This is a genomic window from Streptomyces sp. NPDC014727 (assembly GCF_043083485.1).
Lineage (GTDB): Bacteria > Actinomycetota > Actinomycetes > Streptomycetales > Streptomycetaceae > Streptomyces.
Genome location: NZ_JBIBYR010000003.1, coordinates 35,959 through 58,712, shown reverse-complemented (window position 1 = coordinate 58,712; position 22,754 = coordinate 35,959). Strand labels below are relative to the sequence as shown.

Here is a 22,754-nt window from a genome sequence, read left to right as displayed (position 1 = left end):
GCTCGCGAGCGCTGGTCAGGTGTGGGGGGCCGAACAGAGGTGTCCGGGCGGGAACCCCGGCCCGATTCCGGCGGGCCGGGGTTCCGTGTCAGGCGAGTGACTCGGTTACCACTTGCCCCCGTGGCGGTGGTCGATCACCCGGAAACTGCCCACGACACCGTCGCGGACGTGGACGCCGCCCCGGACGTGGCCCGGGAAGACGCCGTCGCTGGAGCTGTGAGGTCCGACGGTGGCGATGGGGGCACCGTTGTCGCAGGTGGCCCCGCGGAAGACCTCGACGGTCCGGCGGCTGTCGTTGCGGATGTTGAGGCTCTTGGAGCCGAGGCCGCTGACCACGGTGATGCAGCCACCGCGCTCGTCGGAGTAGGTGCGCTCGTTGATGTGGATCCGGCCCTCGAAGCGCTCCTCCTCGTGGCCACGGCGCTCGAAGCCACGGCCCTCCTCGCCCCTGCCTTCCTCGCCCCTGCCTTCGTTGCCCTTGCCCTCGTTGCCCTTGCCGGCGTCGCCGCCGGTGAGGGCCGAAACGGGGGCGGCGGCCTGCTGGACGACGGGGGCGGCCTGAGCCGGCTCGGAAGTGGCGGCCGACGCGTAGGTGATGCCGGTGGCGGCCAGGGCCGCGGCTGCCGCTACCGCGGCAGTAACAACGGTGGAACGGGTAACCATGTCACTTCTCCTGTCTCAGAGAGGCCGACTGAGCAGTCGACCCGTGATTGAACGTACTGACGGTCCACATACCTGTCATATCGGATGCATTGGTGAAGGGGGGTGGATCTCCTATTGAGGGACAAGGAGTACGCCAAATGCTATTTCCGGATAATATTATTAATGTCCAACTTGACTGAAAAATCAGCGAGTTGCTGATTGGTTGGTCTGTCCGGGCGACTTCCTGATTCCGGGTCACCCTGGCGCCAGCGTGTCTGTCTTTGACACCCGCCGAAACCGCGTCACACCAACACTTCCGAACGCCCACCACCCACGCCCCGACCTGCAACAACGGTGCTGATGAAGCGCAGCTTCGGCGGGCTCGCCCCCCGACCGCCCCGGCGCAGGCGCCAGGCTGGGCGGACGCCGGGCCGTCACCCGCGGCGATCCACGGCCGACTTCGGCGGCATGAACCGTGACATGCCGCGCATGCGTGAGACTGCGACGGGCCCGAGTGGGAGCGGGCGCGTGCGGAAGCCACGCGCCGTCCCTCCTTTTGATCCAGGTCAGGTCGTGCTGGTGCTGTGAGTGGGGGAGGCCGGGAGCCGTCGGCGGAGCGGAGCGGCGTCCCCGCAGGTGTTCCTGAGGAAGTACTGGGAAGGTCCCGCCGACTCCGGCAGCTGGAAGTACTCGACCAATGACGGCTTCGTTGAGGTCAACGGCCGGATCGGCAAGGATCCGACCAAGCTGTGCCGGGGGCGGCGTCTGGACCGATTCGGTTCTGAGCACGACGGCTGCCTGGCGCCCGTCGGTGACTCGTACGCAGAGTGTGCGCTGCCGCCGCAGAGCCTCAACACCCGTGAGGCGGAAGTCGCTTGCGACAACCGCTTCTACCAGGTTGCCAAGCCGTGCCGGGTGTGGCAGGGCAGTATCGCCCCGTGGTTCGAGCAGCCGGGAGACGGTCGGCAGAGCAAGCTCGACGCGGTCTTTCTCGATCCGGGCCAGGGGCAGCGGCTGAACGTCGAGTGGCTGCTGGAGCACTCCTGCCTCACGCTCGTCGGCGCGTAGCGTCAGCGTGGAACGCCGGGAACTGTACGCGGCGCTGAGCGCGGCAGGAGTAGCCGACGGCTACTGCCGCATCGAGGGCGTTCACGCACCGATCCCACCCGCACGGATTTCCTGTTCCTGCGGCAGGCATCCGATGGGATGGGGGAGACCGGTGTGTACGAACGGCGTGCGTACGGGGTCATCGCCCGCCACCCGAGTGAACACACGGCCTGCGCGTGTCTGCTCCGCCTTCTCCTCTGAATCGGACCTCGGTTCTCACGCCGCTGCGCAGGGCTCGGACCCGCGCTCGTGCCGTACCACGACGTGATGGTCGTCAGCGACCGCCGTGACGAACACTCCGTAGGTTCGCGGGCAGGCCGGTGCCCGAGCGCGCTCGAAGAGACCTCCCCTGCAGGCCGGCAGCAATGTCCCGGATCGCGGGTAGCCGCGCGAACAGCGCTTCCCCAGGGCAGTTGGTGGCAAAGCCGTCACGATGTCCTGAGATGGCGTCGAACTCCGCTGAAGTTCCTCTGGCGTAGCGGCTCTCGTCATTGGTGGATGTAAGCCGCACCTTGCCGGTGGGGTCGACGCCGCTCAAGCCGAGCTTCCAGGCGGCGAGGGCAGCGATCGCGTGCTCCATGGCCGCCGGTACCGGCGTCCCCGGCCCGAAAGTGCCGATCGCGGCGATTCCCGCCGTGCCCTGGTTGAACCCGAGGGTGTGGGATCCGATGACGGGTCGATCGGCACCACCGGCGCGACCTTCGTAGATGGTTCCGCACTTGTCGACGAGGAAGTTGTAGCCGAGGTCTCCCCATCTCCGGTCACGGATCTGGCCCGTGTAGAGATTGCGCAATGTACGCGGGACGTCCGCGCAGTCGTAGTCGTTGGGTGTGTCGGTGTGATGGATGAAGACCGCCCTCACCCCTTCCGCATAGTGGGCATGGGGGTCGCGTTTGGTCTCGTCCGCCCGCCACCGCGTACGCGACACGATGGCGGGCTGCGGTGCCGCACGGGGGAACGCCATGGAAGCCGCTCCGAGGGCCGGGAACGGCCGGGAGGGGCCGACAGCCGCCCCCTCCGGAACCGTCCCGGCCCGCCACACGGCGAGAGGGCCCTCCGGCGTCGTCCTGCCGGCACCACCGGCCGTCGCTGCTCCTGGGGGCGCAGCCAACAGAGGAACCGCCATAGGAGTCGCGACCCACAGCGCTATTCGATACAAACGCACAGGGAAACCTTCTTCTTCTTTCGCTGAGAGGACGGCGGGAGCGCGTATGTCCACAGCTTTGCGGTGGCAGGTTCGCTGCGCGCGCCGGGATGCTGCAGTCAGGCGAGCGTGTCGACACCCCCACGCAGGAGAGCGCTCCTGGCCGGCGCCGGGGGTGCCGCAGGGAGGCCGTGCGGTGCCGTGTCACCCATCCTGCTGGCGGGCTTACCGCCGACCACGGCGTGGAACCGATCTATGCATGACTGAAAGTGGGAGCCCTTATATCTCGACGCCCAGGATCGTCGTGCTCGGCGTGCAGCCCGGCGATCCGCCCTTTCGCCTGGTGGAGATCGATGGCGAGGTCGTCAGCGAGGCCACCTCGGTGACGGACGTGCTGCTCACCGCCGCGGCCGCAGGTATCACCGTCCATGACCTCGACGACCCGGGCCTGATCCGTTGGGTGGGTGGCGGCAAGTTCCACTGGAGGCTGCACTAGGCAGATGCGACGCGCGGGCGGGGAACCGGCTGCCGAGGGCAAGAGAGCCGCCATCGGCTGAATCCGGCTGCCGCGAGCTCCCCTGTGCGGTCCACGAGCTCACCGCGCGGGCCCACGTGCTCGGAGGGCTGAGACGCGATGACGTCCCCGCCCACCTCTCCGCGCGTGGCCTGCCCGGCTGGGCGCTCGGCAATTCGGACCAGGGCGGGCACCGGTGCCGCCGAGACGGGTGAGGCGGTCGGGGAGAAGGTGACACGTCACCAGCGGCGCGTCGCCCCGTCCTGCGTCGGGAAACAGGGGCGGACGTCAGCCTGACGTCAGCGACGCGGCATCAGGACGTGAGCGCCGGAAGGGGGATTGAGGCCCTCGGGTCAGGGGCGGCTCACCGGACGACCGGGCGTCCGCAGCACCTTTACATTCGGGGGAACCTCCATGAGCACGTTCCGTCATCGCGGCGTCGGCACACGGCCACGTGCTGGTGGGCCGCCGGGCCGCACGCCACTCCCTGGAGGAATCACATGTTCACGCTCAACAGGCGCACGGCGGCTGCCGCACTCGCCGCCTCCCTTCTCACCGCGGCCGGTCTTGCCGCCACTGCGACACCGGCCGCCGCCATCCACGGCGGGGAACACCACCGTGGTGGATCACCCCTACGCCATGCTCATCGAGACTCCGGACGGAGAGCAGTTCTGCGGCGGCACGCTCGTGGCCCCCACCAAGGTGCTCACCGCCGCCCACTGCATCAAGGACGCCGCTGTGCCCCTCGACCTGCTGGTCATAGGTGGGCGCACCGACATGGGCAGCACCAAGGGGACAGTCCGGCACGTTGCCTCGGTCAAGGTCCACCCGAAGTTCGTTCAGAGCACACTCACCTACGACGCGGCGGTCATCACGCGCTCTTCGTCGATGCCGTACGCGCGCTTCCGGTGGCGGGCCCGAAGGACTCGGCCCTGTACTCCTTCGGTGGCTCCGGGCCGTGGGGCGGACCGCCCCTGGCGGACGCGAATGAAAGCCGGTGACCAGTGAAATGAGTCAGGGTCTCATTGTCCGACGAGGTAATCAGGGATTGAACGCTTTCATTCGGGCGGGTCGGGTGCTGAAGGCCCGGGCGGCTTCCCGGGCCTTCAGTGCCATGATGATCGTCACCGGCGGGGCTCGTGCTGGTGGAGCGCTCGGCCGGTTGACAGACCCCGTCTCACCGCGTTCACAGACCGTGATGTCCGTCGAAGGAGAGCACGTGGAAGACCAGGCGGAGCTGGAACAGGCGAGCCCCGAGATCCAAGCCCGGATCCGGGCCAGTTTTGACCGCCAGGGGCTCATGGGTCACCTCGGTGCGCGGATGACCCGCATCGGACCCGGACGTGTGCACATCACGCTCCCGAGCCGTCCCGAAGTCACCCAGCAGAACGGCTACTTCCACGCCGGCGCCACCAGTGCCATCGCGGACAGCGCCGGCGGCTACGCCGCCTTCACGCTGTTCCCCGAGAACACCGATGTGCTCACCGTCGAGTACAAGATCAACCTGCTGGCGCCCGCGGTCGGCGACCACATAGAGGCCGTCGGGACCGTCCTGAAGTCCGGACGCACCCTGACCGTGTGCCAACTGGAGGTGTTCGGAGTCCAGGACGGACAGCGGAAACTTGTCGCCAACGGGCAGCAGACGCTGATCCGCGTGAACAGGGCCGCTCCGTGAGCCCGCAGCCGTCGTTGCCGTCCTGGGTGACCTGGTGGCAGAGGCCGTTCCCCGACGCCAACACACTTCTGTTGCCAGGACGCCAACCGGCCCTGGTCGACAGCCGGTTCGTCGGCCACGCCGAGGAGACGGCCGACTGGGCCCGTGCGCACGCCGGGAAAACCACCTGGCCGTGAACACGCACTGGCACTCCGACCACGTCGGCGGCAACGCCCTTCTCCAGGCAAGGGGCGCCGGTATCGCGGCCGGAGCACCCGAGGCGGAGGCGATCTCCCGCAGGGACCCGGGCTGTTGCGCGGCCGAGTACCTCGACCAGCCGGTCGCGCCGTACACGGTCGACGTACCGCTCGACGACGCACAGATCCTCCGGCTCGGGGAAGCCGACTGGGAGATCATCCGCACTGCCGGGCACACTCCCGGACATCTGGCGCTGTGGCAACCGGAGGAGCGCCTGCTGGTGGTCGGGGACGCGCTGTCGGACTACGACGTCGGCTGGGTGAACCTCGCCCTCGACGGTCTCGACGCCGCTACGACGGCGCTCGCCTCCTTGAAGCGGATGGCCGAACTCTCCCCGCGCGTACTGCTCCCCTCGCACGGGGCTGTCCCGGCGGATCCCGGTGCGGCGTTCGCCACGCGGCTGCGCCGCGCCCGGCGTCTCGTGAACGACCCGGACGGAGCGGTCTGGTACGGAGCCCGGCGCATCTTCGCGTTCGCCCTGATGATCCGCGGCGGCATCCCGGCGGACGAGGTTGAGCCCTACCTGCACGCGCGGGCCTGGCTGGCCGACGCTGCACGGCTCCTGGATCGCACGCCCCAGGCGCTCGCCGCCGAGCTGACCACCACGATGCTCCGCAGCGGCGCCGTCGTCCTGCGCGGCGGACGCCTCCAAGCGGCCGCCGAACACGCCCCGGTCGCACCGGAGTCGCTACGTGTGCCGCACCCGCGCGCGTGGCCGGCAGCGGAGTCGTGCTGACCCGCGGCGGGCACGGGTGGTGAGGCGTGGCACGGCCGTTCGTCGTCCGCTGCGCGTTCTCACCACGTCCGTGCATCGGTGGCCACCGAAACTGTGCTCGGCTGGTGGGGTGAACCCCGATATGCGCCATGGCGAGGGCACGGAGCGCACCGCGCACCGCGCACCGCGCAGCGGCGCGGGGCGAGAATCCTCATGTGGAATGTCGTAGTTGATTGCCATTCGATGCGCTGCGGCGGTACAGGCGGGGCGCCGGCCGGCTGTCGATCGTACCGGCCGAGCATCGGCCGACGTCACACTGGTGCGGACCTGCGGCGTTCCGAGATTCGTACGGCACTCGCATTGCGTTTGTGGCGGATATTTTCCTGGGTTCAGGAGATGGCTTTTCGTGAAACAAGATTCCTCTCGTGCTGATATGGATTTAAGTAATCCTGACTAATTCTTGATTTCTCGGAATGAGTTTTCTTCGATGGATTTGTGGCAGCTTCAAGGCGTGGCCCTGAAAACAGGGCGTCCCGATCCCGTAAAGGAAATCGATGAAACTCCGTACCTTCCCGTCCCTCGCCGTCGCGGCCGCGGTACTCGCGGTCGGCGGAATGCTGGCGGGCACAGCTCAGGCCTCCGTGTCCGCACCGGGCGGGGCCCGCCACACTCAGGTATCCGGTGCACGCCCCACGTCCGACACGCTGATCTACCCGAGGGCGACGCTGCAGAAGAACCAGGCCTGGACCTCGGGCAACGGCCGGGCCATCCTGCGGGTGCAGCAGGACGGGAACTTCGTCCTGTACAAGGACGGCCGCCCGGTGTGGCAGGCCCCTGGTGCCTATCCCAACGGTGACCACGCGGTCATGCAGGAAGACGGGAACTTCGTCCTCTACGACCGCGGCGGCAAGCCGCTGTGGGCCTCCGACACCTGGCGCAAGGGCGCCTACCTCGCCATCCAGGACGACGGCAACGTAGTCGTCTACAACGCGGACAGGCGCCCCGTCTGGGCCACCAACACCGGGGACTGACCCCTCGGCGGCATCGGTTCGGGGTTCCTTCCCGTGACCCTTTGAGGGCATCGGACCCAGTGGCTTCACAGGTCTGATGCCCTTTCTCCCGACAACCCTGCGGCCTCGGTCTTCTTTTGCCGGGGCGCGGACGCCTGTATCGAGCGGCCAGGGCCCTGGCGAGTTGGTGATCTGGCCGGTTGTCCAAATCTCTAGAGTTTCAGGATTCGGCGGTCATCGCGGCCATGATGTCTGATGGTGCGAGCGATATTGGCATGGCAGGCCCTGGCCGCCTAAGGGTTGTCCCGTAATCCCTGGTGGAACAGCGCGCGGCGTCAGATGCGGTGCATCGCAAGGCGGAGGGGCGTCCGCATACTGGTTGTATGCGGACGTTCCGACAACGCGGCGAGGTGCCGTAGCTGACGCCGCGCGCCCACCAGGGATTACGGGACAACCCTTAGCATCGCCGGTCATGGACATCGCGCTTGTCCGTTCACGATGGCGGGCCGTACTCGCCGTGTTCGCCGTGCTTCCGTGGGGGCTGGGCCTGCCGTTGGCGGCCGTCACAATCGGATGGGACGCCGTCACGGGGCAGCCTGATGTGCTGGGCACCTCGATGGCTGTGGCGGCCGCTGCGGTCTCCTTCGCAACCGTTCCGGCTCAGGTGCAAACTGTGAGGGCTCTGCTGTCCAGACCCCGGCTCACCCTGGAGGCCGACGCCCTGGTCATCCATGACCCCGTGTTCCTCCGCAAGGGCGCCCGGATCGCGCGCGAGCGAATCGCGGAAGTCGATCGGCTGGACTGGAAGGACGCCGAGGTCAGCTTCCGCATCGGCTACGACACGACCGAGCTGACTCCGTTCCGCGAGCCGCTGAACGTCGAGGTACGGCTGCGCGGCGACCACGGCTTCGCCTCGGCCCGAAGGCTTCACCACGGCACCTGGATCTGGCGCTTCGCCCGCAGATGGGACCGATCCCCGCAGTTTCCGGAGCCGGGCGACCGCTACCGACGGATCCGGATCCGTGCCAGACACCCGGTGGACGCCCTCACCGCCCTCACCGAATGGGCCACGAACTCAGCCGCTCCTGACGCCGGGCGCCCTCCTCATGGAACGGCAGGCGAGCCCTACTAGCAGGGCCCCGAAATTCAGGTGGGTTGCCCCGGTTCACGGTGATCGTGGGGCAGGAGTGCGGGAAGCAAGTGGACACGACCCGTGGTGGATCACGGAGGTGTCGAAGCTTCACGATCTGCAAGGATGCCGTGTCCGTTCTTCGGGCCTTCCCACGTCCGCCGCTGCGTCGTCAGCAGCCCGCATCCGGAGCCAGACCGAGCCCACGGTTCTACGCGGTCACCGCGCGCCCCACGGAGGCTGACCACCCCGTGCGCGCCCGGTGAACCACCGGGACACCGCCTCGCAACAGACTCGGGCATCAGGTATCTGCGTCAAGGCATGCGCCGTCGCCGACGGAGATGGCGACGGATTCGTAGCCCGTGGCCAACTTGCGTTTCATGGCGTGGACCTCGACACAGAACGCGGCGTCCGTGCCTTCGGCGGTGACGGTGTAGTCGGCCTGTTCCGCGCCTCCGTCGATCAGGGCGGACTTCGGCGGCTCGGAGGCGAGGACGACGGTCAGCGCGTGCTGGGAACTGTGACCGTGCTTCGCGATGTCGGCCTCCAGGATGTCCTCGAAGTTGACGGTCCCCGGCCCGAAGCGAGCATCGTTCGACAGCTCGGTGGTCGCCGCTGCCACCGCGGACCGCAGTTCGCCCGCGTCCCAGGTGTCGGCCCCGTTGAGGAGGCCGGGGTGGTAGAGCAGGTACATGCCGCCGAGGCCGAACAGCAGCGATCCGAGGATGAGGGCGCGGCCGACGGGATGGCCCGGGTTGTAGACGTACCGGTTTGTGCCCCACTTGCTGCGGATGAATATGCGCTCGTCCTGGCCGTTGGTCATGACGATATTCTCGACGTCGGTCGACGTTCTGGCCAGCCACTTCGAAACCGGCCGTGAACCAGGCGCATCCGTAGGAGAGTTGAGGGAGGACGATTGGCCGCAACCGCCCCGCAAGCAGCACCGAAGTGCCGGCAGGACAGCGCCGGGTGTATGGCCGTCTGACCCCGACCGTGGTCGGGGCCTCCCCATGTACGTCTTCGGTCCGGAGTCGGTTCGTGACGGTTCAGAACGCCGACGACGTGCGCCTTGCGCACGGCAAATGCCTGCATCGGTACCGTGCGGGCGATGGAGGCAGGGAAGCAAGACCCTGCCGAACCGAGAAGACCTTTGGGGCTTTGCCCGAGCCGGATGTGCTGAAGGCCGCGCACGTCCGGTTCTCGGGTGCAAGAGTTCAGCAGTGGTCTGCGGCTGCCGACCACGGGATGTGCGCGGGACACGCCTACGATGTCGCGCCATGACAGTTCTGATCACCGGCGGGAGCGGCTTCCTGGGGGCCGAGCTGATCCGGCAGGCAATAGCGGCCGGGCACACAACGGCCGCCACCTACGCGACCAGGCCCGGCGGCACTTCCGAAGTTGCGTGGCATGAGCTTGACCTGCGGCATGCCGCACGCGTGGACGCTGTCATGGCAGAGGTCGGCCCGCATCTTGTCGTCAACGCATCGAGCGCTGGAGCCGACTGGGCGGTCACGGCGGAGGGCCCCGTCCGGCTGGCGATGGCGGCGGCGAAGTACGGAGCCCGCATGGTCCACGTCTCCTCGGACGCGGTGTTTTCCGGCGCCCGGGTCCATTACGACGAGTCGTGCCTCCCTGACCCCGTAACCCCGTACGGAGCGGCGAAGGCGGCAGCGGAGACCGGGGTCCTCTTCGTAAATCCGGAGGCCGTCGTTGCCCGGACATCGCTGATCATCGGGTATGGACGTTCCGTACATGAGCGCGCCGTGCACGAACTCGCCGCGGGAACCCGCGACGGCGCCCTGTTCACCGACGACATACGCTGCCCGGTACACGTCGTCGACCTGGCCGCTGCCCTCCTGGAACTGGCATCGCACGACAAGGCCGGCATCCAGCACCTCGCCGGTACCGACGCTGTGAGCCGTCACGAACTCGGCATCCTCATCGCCAGGCGGGACGGAATCGATGCCTCCCGGCTGCCCACGGGCCTGCGGGCGGACAGCGCGCTTCCCGGGGCCCTCGACGTACGCCTCGACAGCGAGGCGACCCAGCGGAATCTGAGCACCACGCTGCGCGGTGCTCACCAGTTCTGCGCCGCGACGGCGTGACCGCCTTGCCCAACGGCCTGGCTGAGCGGAAAACGGTGATGGTTCTGCCCACCACTGATACCCGACCGCAGAATGTGTGCCAGACCCCGAGATTCGACGGCACACTGCCTTCCTCGCGGGCTGACGGGGCCGTTCCGCGGTGGAGGTACCGTCGGCCCATGACGCACTTCACGCAACCCCTGGTGGCCCGGTGAGCGGGTGGTTGACCTGCTGGAGGATCGGACCCGCCAGGAGGTCGATGAGAATGTGCTGTGCGACCGCCCGCTCATGGCGGTCAAGGCCGAGTGCCCCCAGGCATCCGCTGATCACCCAGCGTGGCCACACCACACGAGCTGGGCAGGAACCGAAACCCGTGGACAAAGCCGGCGGGTCTGCAGCGACGGCGCAGGGCAGTTGTCACGGAACCAGCATGCTGCGCGTCACCACTGGCACGAGTGGCGGGGACGCCGCCGACGGCCGTACAACCACCCGCCGGCACTCAACCGGCCAGCCCTCCAAGGAGTTCCCAGGTACGGCGCCGATCGGCGGCCCCGGCGACCTCGGTGCCGGAGAACACCACCTCCGTCGCGCCGGCATCCCGGTACCGTCGCACCTCGGCGGCGACCGCCTTCTCGTCACCGATCACCGCGACATCGGAGGCTCGCAGGGCACCGGAGAGTTCGATGACACGTGCGTAGGACGGGATCTGCTCGTAGAAGGCGAGCTGTTCAGTGGCCTTCCCGCGTACGGAGTCGACGTCGTCCGTGACCACTCCGTGCACCAGCGCGACGATCCGGGGCGCGGGCCGGCCGGCGGTCTCTGCCGCCGCGGTGACAGCCGGAACGATGTGCTCGCTCAGGGCACGCGGCCCGGCGAGATAGGGCAGGATCCCATCCGCCAGCTCACCGCTGGCGCGCAGGGCCTGGGGGCCCATCGCGGCGACGAGCAACGGCACACCGTTCTCGGCGCCCGGCACACGCGCGGGAATCGGTGTAGTGGCGGTGAGCAGTTCTCCGTGGAAGTCGGCGGTGCCGGTCTCGGTCAACTGCCGCAGAGCGGTGAGGAATTCACGCAGGCGCGCGATGGGCCGTTCGAAGGGGATGCCGAAGCCCGCCTCGGTCAGGAGTTTGGTGCCGAGCGCCAGTCCGAGATGGTAGCGGCCGTGCGTGGCCGCCTGGGCGGTCTGGGCCTGGCTGGAGACCAGCAGGGGGTGGCGGCCGAATACAGGAATCGCCGACGTGCCCACGTGCAGCCCGGGTACTTCTCGCCCGACGACTGCCGCGAGCTGGGGCGAGTCCGCGCCGAAGGTCTGCCCGAACCAGGCCGACCGCAGCCCGGCAGCCGCAGCCTCGTGCGCGAGTTGCACAGTGGCATCGATCTGGTTGGTGGCGTCCGTCGCGTTGAGTGCTACTCCTATGGTCATGTCAGTGCGAACCAACTGCGGTCGACTGCGCATTCCGGTTGTTGTGTGACAACTCTTTGTCATTCGTGTGTACACGACTGCTGTCGCCGGCAGAGCTCCGGCCCGCGGAGACGTCGAGCAGTGGCCCCCGCACTGATGCGGGGGCGTGCCTCTCCCTGCAAGGTGCTCACACGGGGGCGCGTTGGTCAGGGATGCATCCGCGCACCCTTGAGGACCTTGTCCACCGCGTTGCGTGGCCCGTAGACGGCCATCCCCACCAGATCGAGCCGGTCCTTGCCCACGGTGCGCACAGCTGCCCGGTTGTCCCGGTCGTTGCCCGTGCCGAACAGCTCCGAGGTGAACACGGCCGTCGGGAGCGAGCGGGACAGCGCACGAGTGTGCGCGGTGGTCAGCGTCTCCTTCGCCCCCTGGAAGACCAGCACGGGCTGGCGGAACATCGGCAGGTACGTGGTGTCGTCCGCGTCCGCATACGGCCCGCCGACCACCTCCGGTGACACGGTGCCGAGTCCGCTGACCACGAAGGCGGTCACATTCAGCCGCTGCCAGGGCTCCAGGTCGTCGCGCAGTAGTACGGCGATCTTGGTGTCGAAGCGGACAGGCGCGTCCTCGGATCCCGCACCGGTCACGATGCGGACCCCCGCCTCGGTCTCATCCTTGGTTCTCATGCTTTGAGACTGCCGGGCTCACGCCTGCTCGGTCTTGTACGTTCTTTGCGTGAAGCTGCGGCAGGAAGTCTCCGCCTGGCGCCCGCCGGTCGCGGGTGTCGTGGAGGTCTTCCACGCCCACTTCACCGAGCACGCGTACCCCATGCACGTCCACGACGCCTGGACCCTGCTGATCGTCGACGACGGGGCGGTCCGCTACGACCTGGCCCGCCATGAGCGCGCCACCCCGGGCGACACCGTGAGCCTGCTCCCGCCGGAGGTCCCGCACAACGGCTCACCCGCCACTCCTCACGGCTTCCGCAAGCGCGTGCTCTATCTCGACATGTCGCAACTGGACAAAAGCTTCATCAATCCCGCGGTGGACAGCCCTGACCTGGCCGATTGCGTCCTGCGCAGACGCGTCGGGCAGCTGCACACAGCCCTCGCCGGCCGGGGCGACGAGTTCGAGGCGGAGAGCCGTCTGGCCCTCATCAGCGAGCGCCTGCGCGAACACCTGCGCCCCGGGTCGGCCGTCGCCGGTCCGGGGCCCGACCGTGGCGTCGCTCACGAACTGCGTGACCTCCTCGACGAGCGCCTGCGTGAAGCCATCACTCTGGCCGAGGCCGCACGTCTGTTCCACGTCCATCCCACGCATCTCGTACGGGCGTTCAGCGCCGCCTTCGGCATCGCACCCCACCAGTACGTGACGTCCCGCCGTGTCGACCTGGCCCGCCGTCTGCTCCTCGACGGGCAGCCGCCGGGCGAGGCGGCGGCAGCCGCCGGCTTCTACGACCAGTCCCACCTCACCCGGCACTTCAAGCGAATCGTGGGCATCACACCGGGCCGGTACGCCCGAACCGGCGCCGCCGGTTGAGCGCGAGGCGCCCGCGTTTGTCGCCGCACGGACAGCTCGCCCGGGCTATCGCGGGACGCGGAGGCGGCCTTCGTCCGGTCATGTGCTCCGACGCAGGCGTACCCATGCCCCTGATGCAGCGGCCGCGTCGGCGGCTGAGGCTGCGCACGCGGCGGGACCAGGTCCGCGGCACCGAACCGGCCGTCGCCCGAGCGATCTGCTCTTCAAGACCGCCGGCGGCAACGCGCTGCGGCGCGGCAACCCCGTCGAGTGTGCTCCGTCGAAGCGTCCCCGCCCCGTTCACTCCTGCACGTCGGCCGACTTCGCGGCGAGATAGCGGGCGGGGAACTCCCCACCGCCGTGCACCGCGAGGTCCGCCCCGTTGACATATCCGGACAGCCCGCTCGCCAGGAACAGGCAGGCGTGGGCGACGTCCGGGGGGACGGCCATCCGTCCCATCGGGATGACGCGACCCACCGACGCCCCGCCGTCCGTGCCGTAGACGGCCGCCGCGCTCTCGGTGCGGATCAGCCCGGTGGTGATGTGATTGACCCGCACCTCGGGAGCCCACTCCAGCGCAAGCGCCTTGGTGAGGGCCAGCAGTCCGGCCTTGGCGGCCGTGTAGGCGGCGGTGCCGGGCTGCGGGTCGTGCGCGGAGACGCTGCCGATGTTGATGACCGAACCGCCGCCGTGCTGGGTCCTCATGACGCGGTGGGCCGCCTGCGCCACGTAGAACGGCGCGAGCAGGTTGAGCGCGACGATCCTCTCCACGAAACGGGGCGAGACGGTGGCGGCGTCGGCGTCCGGGGAGCCGCCCGCGTTGTTGACGAGCACGTCGAGGCGGCCGAAGCGTTCCACCGCCGCGTCGACGAGCCGGACGGCCGCCGCGGGGTCGCGTACGTCGGCGGAGACGAAGACCGCCGCCCGGCCCCGCACCGCCGGCGTCGTGTCCGGGGCGTTGCGGCCGCAGACGACGACGTCGGCCCCGGCATCGAGGAACGCCTCGGCGATGGCGGCACCGATGCCCTTCGTGCCGCCGGTGACGAGCACCACGCGCCCCGTGAAGTCCAACGGGTTGTCCATGTCCATGATGTACGGCCTCTCTGCCGAGTGTGCCCGATCGGTGGTCAGTTCGCGGCCAGCCCGAGCCCGGCGGCGAGCCGCGCCCGGTGCCGCGCGGCCGAACCGAACAGTTCGCCCGCCCCGTGCGCCCGCTTGAAGTAGCGGTGCGCGTCGTGCTCCCAGGTGATGCCGATGCCGCCGTGCAACTGGATCATCTCGCCGGCCACCGCCGAGAACGCCTCGGAACAGACCGACTTCGCGACAGCGGCGGCCCGTGGCAGCGCGCCGGGGTCCTGGTCGGCGGCGAAGGCGGCGCCGAGCGCCGCCGAACGTGCCGACTCCACCAGGACGTAGGCGTCTGCGAGTCGGTGCTTGACGGCCTGGAACGAGCCGATGGGGCGGCCGAACTGGACGCGGTCCCGGGCGTAGGCGACGGTGAGTTCGAGGCAGCGCCCGGCCGCGCCCACCTGCTCCGCGGCGAGCGCCGCGCAGGCCAGGTCCCGTACCTGCGCCAGGCTTCGTCCGCCGTCGCCGTCCACGCCGATCAGCTGCGCCTCGGCGTCGTCCAGCACCCACTGTGCCTGGCTCCGCGTGCTGTCCATGGTGACGACGGGTGCGCGGTGCGCCCCGGCGGCTTCCACCGCCACGTCGAAGAGCGAGACCCCGGCCGCCGTACGGGCCGCGACGAGCAGCACGTCGAGCCGGGGCCAGTCCAGCACATGCTCCTTCGTCCCGGTGACGCGCCAGGTTCCACCGGGTCCGGGCACGGCCTCGGCGCGTATTGCCTCCGGGTCCCAGGATCCCTGCTCGGCCCAGGCCAGGGTTCCCACCGAGCCGCCCTCGGCGAGCCCCGGCAGCAGACGCTCGCAGGCCGCCTTGTCGCCGGTGGCGAGCAGTGCGCCGGCCGTGAGTACCGCCGAGCCGAGGAACGGCAGCGGACTCAGGCTCCGGCCCAGTTCCTCCATCAGCACATGGACATCCCGGGCGCCGCCGCCCGCCCCGCCGTAGTCCTCGGGCACGGCGAGACCGGCGACGCCGATCTGCTCGGTCAACGGCCGCCAGGCCTCGGCTCCTTCGTGCCGGGTCAGCAGTGACCGTACGGCCGACCGCAGTTCTTCCTGCTCCTCAGTCAGCCGCATCAGGCTGCTCCCCTCGGTGTGGCACGCCCTGCCGTGCGCGTCGGGCGGCCAGTACATGGGCCCGGCAGGCGGCAGGGGTGTCCCGGCGGCCACGCGTCGGGCGGGCCCTGCGGATCCACAGGGACGGGCCGCTTGCGGCGGTGCAGCCGAAGTACCTGTGCGCCTTCGTCGCTTCCCTAACAAGTGTTTGGTAGATTAACGTAATCCCATGAGCAGCGTCGAGGAGTTCCGCACCGAGATCCGCGGCTGGCTGGCCGCCAACCTCACCGGTCCCTTCGCGGGTCTGCGAGGCCGTGGCGGACCGGGCCGCGAGCACGAGGCCTTCGCCGAACGGCTCGCCTGGGAGCGGCACATGGCGGCAGCCGGCTGGACCTGCGTGGGCTGGCCCGAGGAGTACGGCGGCCGGGGCGCGAGCATCGAGCGGCAGGTCGCCTTCCACGAGGAGTACGCCCTCGCCGACGCGCCCGCCCGCGTCAACCACATCGGCGAACAACTGCTGGGCCCGACCCTGGTGGCCCTCGGCACGCCGGAGCAGCGGGCCCGCTTCCTGCCGCCGATTGTCGCGGCCGAGGAGCTGTGGTGCCAGGGCTACAGTGAGCCCGACGCCGGTTCCGACCTGGCGAACGTCCGGACCAGGGCCGAGCGCGACGGCGACTCCTGGGTGGTCACCGGGCAGAAGATCTGGACGTCACTCGCCCACGAGGCGCAGTGGTGCTTCGTGGTGGCCCGCACCGAGCCCGGCTCGTCCCGCCACGAGGGCCTGTCGTACCTCCTGGTCCCGCTGGACCAGCCCGGCGTCGAGATCCGGCCGATCGCCCAGTTGACCGGCACCAGCGAGTTCAACGAGGTCTTCTTCGACGGGGCCCGTACACGCGCCGAACATATCGTCGGAGCCCCGGGCGAGGGCTGGCGCGTGGCCATGGCCACGCTCGGCTTCGAACGCGGTGTCTCCACCCTCGGCCAGCAGGTCGGTTTCCGGCGCGAACTCGAAGCCCTCATCGCACTGGCCGGATGCAACGGCGCCGCGGACGATCCGCTGATCCGCGACCGCCTGGCCCGGGCCTGGACGGGGCTGGAGACCATCCGCTGCCACGCCCTGCGCATGCTCGACGGCGTGGCGGCGGGCGCACCCGGACCCGAAGCGTCCATCGGCAAGCTCTTCTGGGCCACCTGGCACCGGGAGCTCGGCGAACTCGCCATGAGCGTCCGCGGTGCGGGCGGCATGCTCGCCGCCGGTGAACCGTACGAACTCGACGACTGGCAGCGGCTGTTCCTCTTCTCCCGCTCCGACACCATCTACGCCGGATCGAACGAGATCCAGCGCAACATCATCGCCGAGCGCGTCCTCGGCCTGCCCAGGGAGATCCGCCCCTGACGCCCCGGCCGGCCCATGTACCGGGGCGCTGCCTCCTGGACGGGCACACCGGGTGGCCGTCGCCGTCCCCTCCACACGGATCGGGGCGGTTTCGAGTCCGGACCGCCCCGGCGGCGTACGCGGGAGACCGTCAACCGGTCCCGGAGAGCGTCTTCAGCGTGGCCTGCGCCTCGGCCATGATGCGGTCGACGAGTTCCGCACAGGACGGCAGATCGTCGATCAGGCCCGCCACCTGCCCCGAGGCCATCACCCCGAGATCGGTGCGCCCGTCGATCATCGAGGCCTTCAGGAGCATCGGGGTGTTGGCGGCCATGAGGACCTGACTCCAGGTCAGCTCCCTGCCGTGCCTCATCGCCAGTCCGTCGCGGACCAGCCGGGGCCAGCTCGCCCCGGACTCCTTCCTGAAGGCCGAGGCATGGCGCAGCGCCCGCAACAGCGAGGCCGCCCGACCCGAACGCTCCAGGGCGTCGACCAGTTCGGTGCGCAGCATGCGGTGCGGCAGCCCGTCCACCTTGGTCGTGACCGTGACGTCCTTCACCGTGGCGGCCAGGTACTTCGCCTTCACCGCCGCCGGGACGGTGCTGTCGGAGGTGAGCAGGAAACGCGTGCCCATGCCGATCCCGGCCGCCCCGTAGGCGAGCGCGGCGAGCAGACCGCGGCCGTCGTGGAAGCCGCCGGCCGCGATCACCGGGATGCCCACGGCGTCCACGACCTGGGGGAGCAGCACCGTGGTGGCCACGTTCCCCGTGTGGCCGCCGCCCTCGCCGCCCTGCACCATCACCGCGTCGGCACCCCACGCGGCCACTTTCTCCGCGTGCCGCCGGGCCCCCACGGAAGGGATGACGACGACGCCCGCCTCCTTGAGCCGGGCGATCAGCTCCTTCGACGGCGCGAGCGCGAAGGACGCCACCCGCACCTCCTCGTCGATGATGATCCGCACCCGTTCGCCGGCGTCCCCGGCGTCCGCCCGCAGATTGACGCCGAACGGCGCGTCCGTACGGGACCGGACCTCGCGTACCGCAGCGCGCAGCTGTTCGACGCTCATCGTGGCGGAGGCGAGAATCCCGAGGGCTCCCGCGTTCGCGGCGGCGGACACGAGGCGAGGGCCGGCCACCCAGCCCATCCCGGTCTGCACGATCGGATGCCGGACCCCCGTCAGTGCGGTGAGCGTGGTGGGGATCGACCCGGGCCCGCTCATGCCGGAACCTCGCGCTCGCGTTGCCCCTTCGGATCGATGACCTCGCGGATCAGCCGCAGTTCCGCCTCGGTGGGCTCGCGGGTGAGGGGCACCTCGTCGGGGATCGTGAAGGCGAATCCGGTGGCCTCGGAGACCTGCTCGACGGTGACTCCGGGATGCAGGGAGCGCAGCCGCATCGTACGGTCGGGGGTCTCGAAGTCGAAGACGCCCAGATTGCTGATGACGTCGGGGATGCGGTGGTAGCGGGTCGCGGAGGGGCCGGCCGCCGCGGCCCGGTCGTACCCGACGCCGCTCACCATGTCGACGCGCTCGACGAACACCCGCGCCGAATGCCTGGGCACCCAGTAACTCGTCGGATTGTTCAGGGTGTTGCCGGGAGCGCCGCGCACTCCGAGCAGCTGTCGCACGGGCCTGGCCCAGTCGCCGATGCAGGAGATGTTCTGGTTGCCGTACCGGTCGAGCTGGCTGGCGCCCATCATCACATGCCGACGGCCGGTGGCGGTGAGTGCGAGGTGCTGACGGAACGGCAGCCAGCCCTCGACGATCCCCGGCTTCACCCCCACCGCGGGCACGTCGCCCATGAGCAGCGCCTCGCCGTCGGTCAGCAGCAGGTCGGGCGAGAAGGTGAGCTTCGCCAGACGCGCCCCGATCGCCGGGACGGTGCCCATGGGGCTGGCGAGGACCTCGCCGGCGTTCCGCCAGGCCTCGGCACAGGCCACCACGCAGTAGTCGGCGCGGGTCGCCGTCGGGGTGCCGGTCTCGTCGGCGCTCATGCTTCCTCCTGGTGGAACGCCCTCACGGCGGCCTGGTACGCGGCTTCGTCCCCGGACAGGAACCGTTCGTAGAAGGCCCGCCACGCCTCGGGGTCGCGGGCGGCTCGGACGTAGGCGCGCTGGAAGGCCTCGTCGCGTTCGTGGTCGGGCACGCAGGACGTGAAGTGCGCGCCGTTCGGTGTCTCGACGACGCCGTCCACGAACAGGCGCTTGACCAGGAGGGTCTGCGGTCCGTGCTCCTTGAGCAGGTCCGCCGTGTCGACGATCCGCTCGCAGGAGACGTACGCGTGGTCGGCGGCCGCGCAGAACAGGTCGTCGAAGTACGGGTCGGGGCCCAGGTACTGGCCGTTGCCCTGTGCGTCGGCGCGGTTGAGGTGGACCAGGCCCGCGTCCAGACGCAGGGCCGGTGCCGCGACCAGCTCCTCACCGTCCTCGTACGGTGAGACGACGGTGCGCAGCGACGGGTTGACCTTCATTACGTCCGATCCGAGGCCGGCCCGTACCGGCATGAAGGGCAGCCGGTGCGCCCCGGCGGTCAGGCCCCACATCAGCATCGCCTCGTCGAGCTCGACCATCTCGAACGCGCCCCGTTGCCGGGCCGCGGTGAAGTGCGGTTCGAGCGGTATGGAGTCGAGCGTCCCGAACGCCGCGACCAGCTTGCGGACCTTCCCCGCGGCCGCGAGCAGCCCGACGTCCGGGCCGCCGTACGAGACCACGGTCAGGTCGGTGAGGTCCGAGCGCAGCAGCGCCCGCACCAGCGCCATCGGCTTGCGGCGCGAGCCCCAGCCACCGATGCCGATCGTCATGCCGCTCTCCAGACGGCCGACGACATCGTCGGCCGTCATCGTCTTGTCCTGTGTCACGCCTGCTGCTCCTTGTCCGTGCCGAAGGTGTCGCGCACGCGGTCGGCGACGCCGCTGAGATTGGCCTCGAAGGTGAAGCCCTGCTCGAACCGGTAGCTGCGGCGTACGTCGACCGGGTCGATGCCGTTGATGGCGGCCTTGGCCAGCCGGATCAGATTGCCGTCCTTGGCGGAGATCTCACGCGCGAGTTCGAGGGCGGCCTCCGCGAGACCGTCGCGCGGGACCACCCGCCACACCGAGCCGTGCCGGTGCAACTCCTCGGCCGTCGCCGTGCGCGAGGTGTAGTACAGGGTCCGCATCAGGTGCTGGGGGACGAGTCGTGCGAGGTGCGTGGCCGCGCCGAGTGCGCCGCGGTCCAGCTCCGGGAGACCGAAGGTCGCGTCGTCGCTGGCCACGACGGCGTCCGCGTTGCCCACCAGGCCGATGCCGCCGCCCAGGCAGAAGCCGTGTACGGCGGCGACCACGGGAACCTCGCACTCGTAGACCGCGGCGAACGCCTCGTAGCAGCCCCGGTTGGCGCCGATCAGCGCCTCGTGCCCGGCCGTGCGCTGCATCTCCTTGATGTCCACGCCCGCGTTGAAGCCGCGGCCCTCGGCGCTGAGCACCACGCACCGGACCTTCGGGTCGGCTCCGGCGGCACGCACTGCGGCCGCCAGCTCGTACCAGCCCTGCACGGGGAGGGCGTTGACCGGGGGGAAGTCCACGGTGACGACCGCGATGCCCTCTTCCGGGGCGGAGGTGGAGACACCCATGAGCAGATCAGCTACCTTTCCACCAAATGTTTGTTAGGTAAAACGTAGCAGTGATGCGGAAGCCGCGGGAGAGCGTCATGCCATTGAGCGGTACGGCCGCCCCGCTCCCGCCCCAACCGGAAGGACACCCGACATGACCACACCGACCGCCCTGTGCGCCGGACGCGTCGCCGTCGTCACCGGCGCCGGCCGCGGACTCGGCCGCGCACATGCCCTGGCCCTCGCCGCCGAGGGCGCCAGGGTCGTCGTCAACGACCTCGGCGTGGACCTCGACGGCTCCGGAGCGGGCACCGGTCCCGCGCAGCAGGTCGTCGAGGAGATCCGTGCGTTTGGCGGTGAAGCCGTCGCGCACAGCGGCGACATCGCCACCACCGACGGCGCGGCCTCCCTCGTCGCCACCGCGCTCGACTCCTTCGGCCGGCTGGACACCCTCGTCAACAACGCCGGATTCCTCCGCGACCGGATGCTCGTGAACCTGGACGAGGACGACTGGGACGCGGTGATGCGCGTCCACCTCAAGGGGCATTTCCTGCCGCTCAAGCACGCGGCGGCGCACTGGCGCGCCGAGGCCAGGGCAGGCCGGCTCCCCGAGGCCCGTGTGGTCAACACCAGCTCGGGGGCAGGGCTGTCGGGCAGTGTCGGCCAGGGCAACTACTCCGCGGCAAAGGCCGGAATCGTCGGCCTGACACTGGTGGCCGCCGCCGAGATGGGCCGTTACGGGGTCCAGGTCAACGCGATCGCCCCGGCCGCCCGCACCCGGATGACCGAGCAGACCTTCGCCGAGTCCATGGCGGCGCCCGGAGATGGCGGATTCGACGCGATGGCCCCGGAGAACGTGTCGCCGCTCGTCGTCTGGCTGGGATCGGCGGCATGCGCCGGGGTGACCGGCCGGGTCTTCGAGGCCGAGGCCGGCCGGATCACCGTGATGGAGGGCTGGCGGCCGGGCCCCACCGTCGACAAGGGTGCCCGCTGGAGCCCGGCCGAGGCCGGGGCGGCGGCGGCCGAGCTGCTCGCCGCGTCCGAGACGCCCCAGCCGGTGTACGGCGCCCGCTGACGCGACCGGGACGTCGTCGCCGCCCGCCGGCCTGGTGGCAGCGGGCGGGCGGCGGATACTGGGCCGCCTACGCTGCCGAGGTCAGTATCCGCACTCCACCGCAACATCCGATCCCATGAATCAGGAGTACCCCCATGCGACTCGACGACCACCGAGTGGTCATCACCGCCGCCGGCCGCGATTTCGGCCGCACTCTGGCCATCCGTTTTGCGGACCTCGGCGCCGAGGTCTTCCTCTCCGCGCGCACTCTCGCCGCCGCTGAGCGTGTCCGTGACGAGATTCGCGACCGAGGGCACCAGCAGGTCCACGCGTTCGCTTGCGACCTGACGGACCCTGCCTCTGTCCGCGACTTCGCTGCTGGCGTCGCCCGACACACCGATCACATCGACGTGCTGATCAACAACGGCTCCCGCTACCTCGGAGGCCCGGACCTCGCGTCCGCCTCGGACACCGATGTCGTCGACACCATCGCATCCGGCGCCACAGGAACCGTCCTGACCGTGAAGAACTTCCTCCCTCTCCTGCTCAACTCGGACAGACCCGATGTGGTGACCATGGTCTCCGCCTGCGGAACAGCTGGTCATCAGCGCTCGGACGCACACGACGCCTTCTACGCGGCCAAGAGCGCCCAGGCAGGCTTCACCGAGATCCTCTCCAAGCGCCTGCGGCCCCAGGGAGTACGGGTGATCTCCCTCTACCCACCCGACTTCGACAACCCTGACCCGCTGTCCGAGGAGTGGGAGACCACACCGCGCGAGGCCAAGGACGCCCTCACCGCGCAGTCACTCGTGGGGTGCATCCTCTTCGCGGTCGCCCAACCCCGCGACTGCTTCATCAAAGCGTTCCACTTCGAACAGGTCTGACCGCTCCGGACACGTCCACGTCATACACGTCCACGTCATACACGTCCACGCACGGCAACCGGCACCGGCGGCCGGGGCGGCACATGGGCCCCGGACCGCAGGCATTCAGACAGTTCCGATACCCGATTCCACCGCGCGGTGCACGCCGGACGGCCCCGTGCGGGACCGGGCGGGGCCCTCACGGACCGGTGTGCCACGGGTGTACGGCCTCGGGAAGCCGGGAGGCATGCTCCGGCCGTTGCGGCTGGTCTTCCGGGGTCAGGGGTGGCGCTGCTTCGGTAGCCTCGGACCATGGCTGACGAACGCCCCACAGCTCGAAGCCGCTCCGGTGACCGGTTGCCTGCCCACCAGCCAGTGATCACCTATATGGACTGTTCCCGCTGCGGCACCCACATCGCGGGACTCGACGGCCGCTACGCCTGCGCGGGGTGCGGATGGGTCAATGACTACTCCGAGGGCCACTCCGTCCCGGTACATGATCGGTAGAGCGGCGCCGAC

General features: G+C 69.8%; 24 protein-coding genes and 1 pseudogene. 14 read left to right on the top strand and 11 right to left on the bottom strand.

All coding sequences use genetic code 11. The annotated features are described in order from the left end of the window. Positions 1-105: 105 nt before the first annotated feature. A complete protein-coding gene (locus ACF1B9_RS06320) occupies positions 106-663 on the bottom strand; it encodes a hypothetical protein (RefSeq protein ID WP_391739392.1) in 558 nt (185 codons plus the stop codon). Between the two features lie 588 nt (positions 664-1,251). Here ACF1B9_RS06320 and ACF1B9_RS06315 point away from each other — a divergent pair. After that, positions 1,252-1,710 (top strand): annotated as a pseudogene (locus ACF1B9_RS06315) (TNT domain-containing protein); the annotation flags it as partial. Positions 1,711-2,023: 313 nt separating this feature from the next. On the opposite strand, the gene ACF1B9_RS06310 reads toward ACF1B9_RS06315, so the two are convergent. Beyond that, a complete protein-coding gene (locus ACF1B9_RS06310; RefSeq protein WP_391739391.1) occupies positions 2,024-2,713 on the bottom strand; it encodes a peptidoglycan recognition protein in 690 nt (229 codons plus the stop codon). 439 nt (positions 2,714-3,152) lie between these two features. Between ACF1B9_RS06310 and ACF1B9_RS06305 the strand changes: the two genes are divergently transcribed. From ACF1B9_RS06305 to ACF1B9_RS06275, 7 genes are all read left to right on the top strand, one after another. Then, positions 3,153-3,389 carry a hypothetical protein gene (locus ACF1B9_RS06305; RefSeq protein ID WP_351081332.1) on the top strand — a complete coding sequence of 79 codons (237 nt, stop codon included), beginning with the start codon at positions 3,153-3,155 and terminating at the stop codon, positions 3,387-3,389. Between the two features lie 636 nt (positions 3,390-4,025). After that, a complete protein-coding gene (locus ACF1B9_RS06300; protein WP_391739390.1) occupies positions 4,026-4,415 on the top strand; it encodes a trypsin-like serine protease in 390 nt (129 codons plus the stop codon). Between the two features lie 211 nt (positions 4,416-4,626). Continuing rightward, the gene (locus ACF1B9_RS06295) at positions 4,627-5,082 is read left to right on the top strand and encodes a PaaI family thioesterase (protein WP_391739389.1); all 456 of its coding nucleotides are present in this window, start codon (positions 4,627-4,629) and stop codon (positions 5,080-5,082) included. After that, positions 5,079-5,258 carry a hypothetical protein gene (locus ACF1B9_RS06290; RefSeq protein WP_391739388.1) on the top strand — a complete coding sequence of 60 codons (180 nt, stop codon included), beginning with the start codon at positions 5,079-5,081 and terminating at the stop codon, positions 5,256-5,258. Before ACF1B9_RS06295 ends, ACF1B9_RS06290 begins: the two co-directional genes overlap by 4 nt. Then, positions 5,255-6,055 (top strand): MBL fold metallo-hydrolase, encoded by an 801-nt coding sequence (locus ACF1B9_RS06285; protein ID WP_391739387.1) that lies wholly within the window; start codon positions 5,255-5,257, stop codon positions 6,053-6,055. The genes ACF1B9_RS06290 and ACF1B9_RS06285 overlap by 4 nt, the downstream gene beginning before the upstream one ends. A gap of 533 nt (positions 6,056-6,588) precedes the next feature. After that, positions 6,589-7,065: a hypothetical protein gene (locus ACF1B9_RS06280; RefSeq protein ID WP_391739386.1), complete on the top strand. Its 477-nt coding sequence runs from the start codon at positions 6,589-6,591 to the stop codon at positions 7,063-7,065. A 451-nt stretch (positions 7,066-7,516) separates the two neighbouring features. Beyond that, complete coding sequence (locus ACF1B9_RS06275; protein ID WP_391739385.1) at positions 7,517-8,176, top strand: hypothetical protein; 660 nt, start codon at positions 7,517-7,519, stop codon at positions 8,174-8,176. A gap of 298 nt (positions 8,177-8,474) precedes the next feature. On the opposite strand, the gene ACF1B9_RS06270 is transcribed toward ACF1B9_RS06275, so the two are convergent. Beyond that, complete coding sequence (locus ACF1B9_RS06270; protein ID WP_391739384.1) at positions 8,475-8,996, bottom strand: hypothetical protein; 522 nt, start codon at positions 8,994-8,996, stop codon at positions 8,475-8,477. A gap of 454 nt (positions 8,997-9,450) precedes the next feature. Between ACF1B9_RS06270 and ACF1B9_RS06265 the strand changes: the two genes are divergently transcribed. Next, positions 9,451-10,278: an SDR family oxidoreductase gene (locus ACF1B9_RS06265; protein ID WP_391739383.1), complete on the top strand. Its 828-nt coding sequence runs from the start codon at positions 9,451-9,453 to the stop codon at positions 10,276-10,278. 478 nt (positions 10,279-10,756) lie between these two features. Here the strand turns inward: ACF1B9_RS06265 and ACF1B9_RS06260 are convergent, their stop codons facing one another. Together ACF1B9_RS06260 and ACF1B9_RS06255 are read right to left on the bottom strand one after the other, a co-directional pair. Further along, a complete protein-coding gene (locus ACF1B9_RS06260; protein ID WP_391739382.1) occupies positions 10,757-11,680 on the bottom strand; it encodes an LLM class F420-dependent oxidoreductase in 924 nt (307 codons plus the stop codon). Between the two features lie 185 nt (positions 11,681-11,865). Further along, entirely contained in the window at positions 11,866-12,345 is a 480-nt protein-coding gene (locus tag ACF1B9_RS06255; protein ID WP_391739381.1) for a DUF2000 family protein, read from the bottom strand. 49 nt (positions 12,346-12,394) lie between these two features. Here ACF1B9_RS06255 and ACF1B9_RS06250 point away from each other — a divergent pair, with 49 nt between their 5' ends. Continuing rightward, positions 12,395-13,198 (top strand): AraC family transcriptional regulator, encoded by an 804-nt coding sequence (locus ACF1B9_RS06250; RefSeq protein ID WP_391739380.1) that lies wholly within the window; start codon positions 12,395-12,397, stop codon positions 13,196-13,198. 279 nt (positions 13,199-13,477) lie between these two features. On the opposite strand, the gene ACF1B9_RS06245 is transcribed toward ACF1B9_RS06250, so the two are convergent. Then, positions 13,478-14,266: an SDR family oxidoreductase gene (locus tag ACF1B9_RS06245; protein ID WP_391739379.1), complete on the bottom strand. Its 789-nt coding sequence runs from the start codon at positions 14,264-14,266 to the stop codon at positions 13,478-13,480. 38 nt (positions 14,267-14,304) lie between these two features. After that, entirely contained in the window at positions 14,305-15,378 is a 1,074-nt protein-coding gene (locus ACF1B9_RS06240; protein WP_391739378.1) for an acyl-CoA dehydrogenase family protein, read from the bottom strand. 208 nt (positions 15,379-15,586) lie between these two features. Between ACF1B9_RS06240 and ACF1B9_RS06235 the strand changes: the two genes are divergently transcribed. Next, positions 15,587-16,753, top strand: coding sequence for an acyl-CoA dehydrogenase family protein (locus tag ACF1B9_RS06235; RefSeq protein WP_391739377.1), 1,167 nt, complete (start codon positions 15,587-15,589; stop codon positions 16,751-16,753). A gap of 130 nt (positions 16,754-16,883) precedes the next feature. Here the strand turns inward: ACF1B9_RS06235 and ACF1B9_RS06230 are convergent, their stop codons facing one another. Genes ACF1B9_RS06230 through ACF1B9_RS06215 form a run of 4 tightly spaced genes read right to left on the bottom strand, consistent with a single transcriptional unit; the run spans position 16,884 to position 20,339 of the window. Next, complete coding sequence (locus tag ACF1B9_RS06230) at positions 16,884-17,951, bottom strand: NAD(P)H-dependent flavin oxidoreductase (protein ID WP_391739376.1); 1,068 nt, start codon at positions 17,949-17,951, stop codon at positions 16,884-16,886. Next, positions 17,948-18,724 (bottom strand): CoA-transferase subunit beta, encoded by a 777-nt coding sequence (locus ACF1B9_RS06225; protein WP_391739375.1) that lies wholly within the window; start codon positions 18,722-18,724, stop codon positions 17,948-17,950. The genes ACF1B9_RS06230 and ACF1B9_RS06225 overlap by 4 nt, the downstream gene beginning before the upstream one ends. After that, on the bottom strand, positions 18,721-19,569 hold the full coding sequence (locus tag ACF1B9_RS06220) for a CoA transferase subunit A (protein WP_391739746.1): 849 nt from the start codon (positions 19,567-19,569) through the stop codon (positions 18,721-18,723). Before ACF1B9_RS06220 ends, ACF1B9_RS06225 begins: the two co-directional genes overlap by 4 nt. A 14-nt stretch (positions 19,570-19,583) precedes the next feature. Beyond that, positions 19,584-20,339, bottom strand: a complete 756-nt coding sequence (locus ACF1B9_RS06215; RefSeq protein ID WP_391739374.1) for an enoyl-CoA hydratase family protein — start codon at positions 20,337-20,339, stop codon at positions 19,584-19,586. A gap of 133 nt (positions 20,340-20,472) precedes the next feature. On the opposite strand from ACF1B9_RS06215, the gene ACF1B9_RS06210 reads away from it, so the two are divergent. The 3 genes from ACF1B9_RS06210 to ACF1B9_RS06200 all read left to right on the top strand — a co-directional run bounded on the left by ACF1B9_RS06210 (position 20,473) and on the right by ACF1B9_RS06200 (position 22,742). After that, positions 20,473-21,393 carry an SDR family oxidoreductase gene (locus ACF1B9_RS06210; protein ID WP_391739373.1) on the top strand — a complete coding sequence of 307 codons (921 nt, stop codon included), beginning with the start codon at positions 20,473-20,475 and terminating at the stop codon, positions 21,391-21,393. Positions 21,394-21,527: 134 nt separating this feature from the next. Then, on the top strand, positions 21,528-22,256 hold the full coding sequence (locus ACF1B9_RS06205; protein WP_391739372.1) for an SDR family oxidoreductase: 729 nt from the start codon (positions 21,528-21,530) through the stop codon (positions 22,254-22,256). A 291-nt stretch (positions 22,257-22,547) separates the two neighbouring features. Continuing rightward, on the top strand, positions 22,548-22,742 hold the full coding sequence (locus ACF1B9_RS06200) for a hypothetical protein (RefSeq protein WP_391739371.1): 195 nt from the start codon (positions 22,548-22,550) through the stop codon (positions 22,740-22,742). Positions 22,743-22,754: the final 12 nt, after the last annotated feature.

Bases quoted from the DNA above. Each gene is read 5' to 3' on its own strand.
- ACF1B9_RS06215 (WP_391739374.1), bottom strand. From the start codon at position 20,339: ATGGGTGTCTCCACCTCCGCCCCGGAAGAGGGCATCGCGGTCGTCACC.
- ACF1B9_RS06230 (WP_391739376.1), bottom strand. From the start codon at position 17,951: ATGAGCGGGCCCGGGTCGATCCCCACCACGCTCACCGCACTGACGGGG.
- ACF1B9_RS06225 (WP_391739375.1), bottom strand. From the start codon at position 18,724: ATGAGCGCCGACGAGACCGGCACCCCGACGGCGACCCGCGCCGACTAC.
- ACF1B9_RS06280 (WP_391739386.1), top strand. From the start codon at position 6,589: ATGAAACTCCGTACCTTCCCGTCCCTCGCCGTCGCGGCCGCGGTACTC.
- ACF1B9_RS06260 (WP_391739382.1), bottom strand. From the start codon at position 11,680: ATGACCATAGGAGTAGCACTCAACGCGACGGACGCCACCAACCAGATC.
- ACF1B9_RS06310 (WP_391739391.1), bottom strand. From the start codon at position 2,713: ATGGCGTTCCCCCGTGCGGCACCGCAGCCCGCCATCGTGTCGCGTACG.
- ACF1B9_RS06220 (WP_391739746.1), bottom strand. From the start codon at position 19,569: ATGACGGCCGACGATGTCGTCGGCCGTCTGGAGAGCGGCATGACGATC.
- ACF1B9_RS06265 (WP_391739383.1), top strand. From the start codon at position 9,451: ATGACAGTTCTGATCACCGGCGGGAGCGGCTTCCTGGGGGCCGAGCTG.
- ACF1B9_RS06255 (WP_391739381.1), bottom strand. From the start codon at position 12,345: ATGAGAACCAAGGATGAGACCGAGGCGGGGGTCCGCATCGTGACCGGT.
- ACF1B9_RS06270 (WP_391739384.1), bottom strand. From the start codon at position 8,996: ATGACCAACGGCCAGGACGAGCGCATATTCATCCGCAGCAAGTGGGGC.
- ACF1B9_RS06245 (WP_391739379.1), bottom strand. From the start codon at position 14,266: ATGGACATGGACAACCCGTTGGACTTCACGGGGCGCGTGGTGCTCGTC.
- ACF1B9_RS06240 (WP_391739378.1), bottom strand. From the start codon at position 15,378: ATGCGGCTGACTGAGGAGCAGGAAGAACTGCGGTCGGCCGTACGGTCA.
- ACF1B9_RS06305 (WP_351081332.1), top strand. From the start codon at position 3,153: ATGACTGAAAGTGGGAGCCCTTATATCTCGACGCCCAGGATCGTCGTG.
- ACF1B9_RS06210 (WP_391739373.1), top strand. From the start codon at position 20,473: ATGACCACACCGACCGCCCTGTGCGCCGGACGCGTCGCCGTCGTCACC.
- ACF1B9_RS06235 (WP_391739377.1), top strand. From the start codon at position 15,587: ATGAGCAGCGTCGAGGAGTTCCGCACCGAGATCCGCGGCTGGCTGGCC.
- ACF1B9_RS06275 (WP_391739385.1), top strand. From the start codon at position 7,517: ATGGACATCGCGCTTGTCCGTTCACGATGGCGGGCCGTACTCGCCGTG.
- ACF1B9_RS06205 (WP_391739372.1), top strand. From the start codon at position 21,528: ATGCGACTCGACGACCACCGAGTGGTCATCACCGCCGCCGGCCGCGAT.
- ACF1B9_RS06320 (WP_391739392.1), bottom strand. From the start codon at position 663: ATGGTTACCCGTTCCACCGTTGTTACTGCCGCGGTAGCGGCAGCCGCG.
- ACF1B9_RS06200 (WP_391739371.1), top strand. From the start codon at position 22,548: ATGGCTGACGAACGCCCCACAGCTCGAAGCCGCTCCGGTGACCGGTTG.